General features: G+C 46.0%; 4 protein-coding genes and 1 pseudogene. 4 read left to right on the top strand and 1 reads right to left on the bottom strand.

The features are described from left to right. Positions 1-119, top strand: a pseudogene (locus tag H6F66_RS20965) (IS1 family transposase); the annotation flags it as partial. Next, the gene (locus H6F66_RS20960; protein WP_190424920.1) at positions 97-1,482 is read left to right on the top strand and encodes a WD40 repeat domain-containing protein; all 1,386 of its coding nucleotides are present in this window, start codon (positions 97-99) and stop codon (positions 1,480-1,482) included. The pseudogene H6F66_RS20965 and the gene H6F66_RS20960, both read left to right, overlap by 23 nt. A 183-nt stretch (positions 1,483-1,665) precedes the next feature. On the opposite strand, the gene H6F66_RS20955 is transcribed toward H6F66_RS20960, so the two are convergent. Further along, the gene (locus H6F66_RS20955) at positions 1,666-1,929 is read right to left on the bottom strand and encodes a hypothetical protein (RefSeq protein WP_190424918.1); all 264 of its coding nucleotides are present in this window, start codon (positions 1,927-1,929) and stop codon (positions 1,666-1,668) included. 286 nt (positions 1,930-2,215) lie between these two features. Here H6F66_RS20955 and H6F66_RS20950 point away from each other — a divergent pair, with 286 nt between their 5' ends. Continuing rightward, a complete protein-coding gene (locus tag H6F66_RS20950; RefSeq protein ID WP_190424917.1) occupies positions 2,216-3,886 on the top strand; it encodes a nucleoside transporter C-terminal domain-containing protein in 1,671 nt (556 codons plus the stop codon). Between the two features lie 57 nt (positions 3,887-3,943). Beyond that, positions 3,944-4,552, top strand: a complete 609-nt coding sequence (locus tag H6F66_RS20945; protein WP_190424915.1) for a DUF3318 domain-containing protein — start codon at positions 3,944-3,946, stop codon at positions 4,550-4,552. Positions 4,553-4,700: the final 148 nt, after the last annotated feature.

Genomic DNA, 4,700 nt, shown 5'->3' with positions numbered 1-4,700 from the left:
GTCAAAGAATTTCTCGATTGGTTAGGAAAACTTTATCTTTTTCTAAAAAGTTAGAAAATCACATTGGGGCTATATGGTATTTTATCCATCATTATAATGCGTCGCTATCTATGCAGTAATTTTTTCACTACATATTTACCACTACCGATTTCTGGTTCAGGTAGTTTTTTTGATTCAGATGACAACACTCTCAAAATCTGGGATTTGGAGACAGGAGAGGAAGTTGTCACCCTAACAGGCCATCACGAGAGGGTAAATGCTGTGGTAGTAACACCCGATGGCAAACAGGTAATTTCTGGTTCATCTGACAGCACTCTTAAAGTATGGGATTTGGAGACAGCAGAGGAAGTTGTCACCCTCTATGGTCATCGCGATAGGGTAAATGCTGTGGCAGTGACACCTGATGGCAAACTGGCGATTTCTGGTTCATCTGACAACACTCTCAAGGTCTGGAATCTGGAAACAGGAGAGGAACTTTTCACCTTCACAGGTCATGCATTCTCAGTAGAAGCTGTGGTAGTGGCACCAGATGGTAGGCAGGTGATTTCTGGTTCATTAGACAATACTCTCAAGGTTTGGAATCTGGAAACGGGAAAGGAAAAAGACAGTTGCACCTTCACAGGTCATAGTAATGAGGTAATTACTGTGGCAGTGACAGCAGACGGCAAGAGGGTAATTTCCGGTTCATATGACAAAACTTTCAAAGTTTGGGATTTAGAAACGACAAAGGAACTTTTTACGTTCAAAAGTCATATCAGCAGGATAAACGCTGTGGCAGTGACACCCGATAGCAAACGATTGATTTCTGGTTCACTTTACGAAGTTATCAGAATCTGGAATTTGGAAACGAAAGAACAAGTTTCTCTCCTCATAGGTCATACTCAGTCGGTAAATGCTGTGGCAGTAACACCAGATGGTAAACGGGTAATTTCTGGTTCAGATGACAAGACTCTCAAAGTTTGGAATCTAGAAACAGGAAAGGACATCATCACCTTCAAAGGTCATACCGACAAAGTATATGCTGTGACAGTAACACCTGATGGCAACCGAGTAATTTCTGGTTCATCTGACAAGACTCTCAAGGTATGGAATTTGAAAACAGGAGAAGAACTTTTTACCCTCACTGGTCATACCGAATCAGTAAATGCTGTGGCAGTAACACCTGATGGCAAGCGAATAATTTCTGCTTCATTAGACAACACTCTCAAGGTCTGGAATCTGGAAACAAGAGAGGAACTTTTTCCCCTCATTGGTCATACCGACCAGGTATATGCTGCCAAAGTGACATCAGATGGCAAGAGAGTAATTTCTGTTTCATGGGACAACACTCTCAAAGTTTGGGATTTGGATCGCAGGGAGATTATTGCCAGTTTCAGTGGTGATGGCCCGTTAAGGTGCTGTGCTGTCGCGCCGGATGGAGTAACGATTGTCGCAGGTGAAGCATCGGGACGGGTGCATTTTCTGCGGTTGGAAGGTGTGTAGTAGGTGGGGAGGAGATCGCACCTGCTAATCACACAATCATGCGATCGCGCTGACAACTGAGAGAGAATGCGATCGCTCTTTTCTCTACGGCTGACACGATCGTGCGATAAACCTAACGGCTTCGCTTCGCTAACGCACTGAATAACCAGAGAGAATGCGATCGCGCCTCTAGTTCCTAAAGCATCATTCGTCAATTGGGGGACGGTCGCGTTTTGCCAAGTCTGAGGGAGGGCGATCGCTACTCCACGCCCACCACGCAGAACCGCATTGGCACTGATAAAACTCCTGCCATTTTCTGCGATACTCTGGGGTCATCACAGGCGATCGCCTGTTTATCCAAACCCGCGCTTGCTCCCTAGAGTCGGCGCGACATTTGGGACAGCAGAAATCGTGGGCGTGAATCGCCGCTTCAATCCATTGAGGAGGAACTGGGTCAAAAGCTTCCATTTATTGAATTTGTTGGTGGTTAACTGCCCAAGATTCAGGATAACGAGTCTGAGACTGGCCTAGTCAAGTTGCTTCCCTGACTTTAAGAAATGTCTTAAGTTTGAATAAATTTTTGTATTCTGCGCTTATTTTAAGGCTGTAGTAGTACCGAAGTACCTCATTTTCAGTTATTGTCTTGGGTGTATTGTGTCATCCCCCGGAAGGTGGGAATAAAGCTGAAAAACGCCAAAGTTTTAACAAAAGGCGGAATGGGAAGCACTTTGTATAAAAGTAAGGACTCTCGCCCATGTCTTATCTCAACATTATCTCGTTTCTGGGCATATTTGGATTATGCGCGATCGCCTGGTTGTTTTCAGAACACAAACGGGTTATACCTTGGCGCGTCATCATCTGGGGCATCGGCTTGCAATTAGTTTTAGCATTTTTAGTGTTTCAGTTTCCACCAACTCGCACAGCGTTAGAGTGGTTTACTAGCTTACTTGATGGCGTTTTTCTGGCTGCTGACGCTGGCGCAAGATTTGTTTTTGGTAGAAATATTGTCCCAGTTCCCGGTCAAGATCCACCAATCAATCTAGGATATATTTTTGCCTTTCGCGCCTTACCTACAGTAATCTTTTTCTCCGGACTGATGGCGCTACTTTACAACATTGGTGTCATCCAAGTAGTTACAAACATTTTTGCCAAATTATTCTATTGGACAATGCGCTTGAGTGGAGCCGAAGCCCTCAGCGGTGCTGCTAATATTTTTGTGGGAATTGAAGCGGCTATTGTTGTCAAGCCATTTTTGGCAAAAATGACTCGATCAGAACTGTGCGCCATTCTGTCCTGTTGTTTCGGAACTGCTGCTTCATCAACCTTGGCGATTTACGTTAGTTTCTTAAGACCTGTTTTTCCGAACATTCTGGGACACTTAGTATCGGCATCGATTATCGCGATTCCCGCCTGTTTTGTTTTATCGAAAATTTTAGTCCCAGAAACAGAAACTCCTCTCACTCTTGGGGGCATTCCTACCGAGAAAAGCGCTAGAGAGCTTGAGGCGTTTGGGGATGAAGAGGAGTTTAAACAGGAAACCGTAGCGGGAGAACCCATCGAACGCATCAGCCCACTAGATGCCGCAATTGTGGGAGCTTTAGATGGGGTGAAAATGGCAGTAGCGATCGCTGCTGTGTTAATTTTAATCTTGGGTTTGGTTTCTTTAGTTAATCAAGTTTTTGGTTGGTTGGGTGGTTTACCTGGTCCAGTGGGTGATGTATTTAAAGTTGTCACCTTGGCAAATATTCAAGGATTCTTGTTTTATCCCCTAACTATCTTGACAGGTGTTCCGTTTAGTGAATCTTGGACAGCTTCGGTAATTATTGGGCGCAGACTATTAGAAACTGCAATTCCTCCTTATCAAGCATTGGCAGAAGCAGCTGCGGCGGGAACAGTCAGCGATCGCACTGTCTTAATTGTCAGCTACGCTCTTTCGGGATTTGCTCATTTAGCATCTGTGGGAATTTTTGTAGGCGGCACAATTGCCTTGATTCCCTCGCGGCGCAAAGATATTTCCGAACTCGGTTGGAAAGCTTTGTTTGTCGGCACCTTGGCAACGATGATGATTGCTTGCCTGGCTGGTGTGTTTGACACAGGAGATCCCACCATTCTCGGTGACAAAACTTCCCCCGCTCAAATCGCTCCGATCACCCCCGCCGTCTCGCCTTCGCCCAGCGTCACGGTTTCTCCCGTCCCGTTAGTAGCACCAACAGTTAGCCCCAAAGTGGCACCCGTACCAACGGCACCACCAGCCACCAAGCCCCCAGCGGCAAAGCCCCGCCCTACTGGTGCTGCTCCTAAGCCAGCTACCCCAGTAACGCCTAAACCTACGGGTGCTGCGCCCAAAGCCACTACCCCAAATCAGCAGCGATCGCAACCGAAACCTACCGCATCACCAGTTCCATCTCCTGTACCCCAAAATTAGAATAGTTTTGAGTAGGGTGGGCATTGCCTACTTCACTTTCTCACTAGCTCCTAAAAGATGAATCCAGAGCCTGAAATTCGCCGTTTGTTAGATGTCATGCCTGCATCTGGTCGGATGTTGACGAAAATTGTCAGCAAACCGCAGCAACCGCAGGTGATTGATAGCCCCTTTCCCCAACCTTGGGCGCAGGATCGAACGATTTATATTAATTTCGATTTGTGGCGGCGATTGTCTCAGCCGCAGCGAGATTTGCTAATTTTACGAACTGTTTCCTGGTTGATAGGCATTAAGTGGTTCAAGCCTGATATTTATCAAGGTGTTACGCTGGCTGGGGTTTTAGGGGCGATGGTGGAACTTGTGCAGGGGGATGCTGTGGGTGTGGTGGTGGCTGGAGGAATGAGCGCGATCGCCCTATCCCAAATTTTCCGCAATTCTCGCAGTTCTCAGTCGCAACTGGATGCGGATGAAGCGGCAATTAAGGTAGCGATTAGGCGCGGTTATTCTGAAGCTGAAGCTGCTCAACAGATGTTGTCTGCTATTGAATCTGTGGCTAACATCGAAGGTCGTCTTAGTTTGAATTTTACCGAGTTAATTCGTTGTCAGAATTTGCGAGCGATCGCTGGTTTATCAGCGGTTGGTGTTCCTGAGTCTATTAAGCAGGAATAAGGATTAAGAAATGAACCGCGTTAGCGATAGCGCTTTATAGAACCCATTTGACATCTAAGTTTGATATCTAAGAAGGTGCTGCAAGCCTCTTAATCATCAAGCGAATAAAACAAAGATTAACCTTGGCAGTCGCATTAGTTAAAGTTCT

This window comes from Trichocoleus sp. FACHB-6, assembly GCF_014695815.1.
Taxonomy (GTDB): domain Bacteria; phylum Cyanobacteriota; class Cyanobacteriia; order Cyanobacteriales; family FACHB-T130; genus Funiculus; species Funiculus sociatus.
The sequence above is the reverse complement of the archived record's forward strand: the minus strand, read 5'-3'. Positions and strand labels throughout refer to the sequence as shown.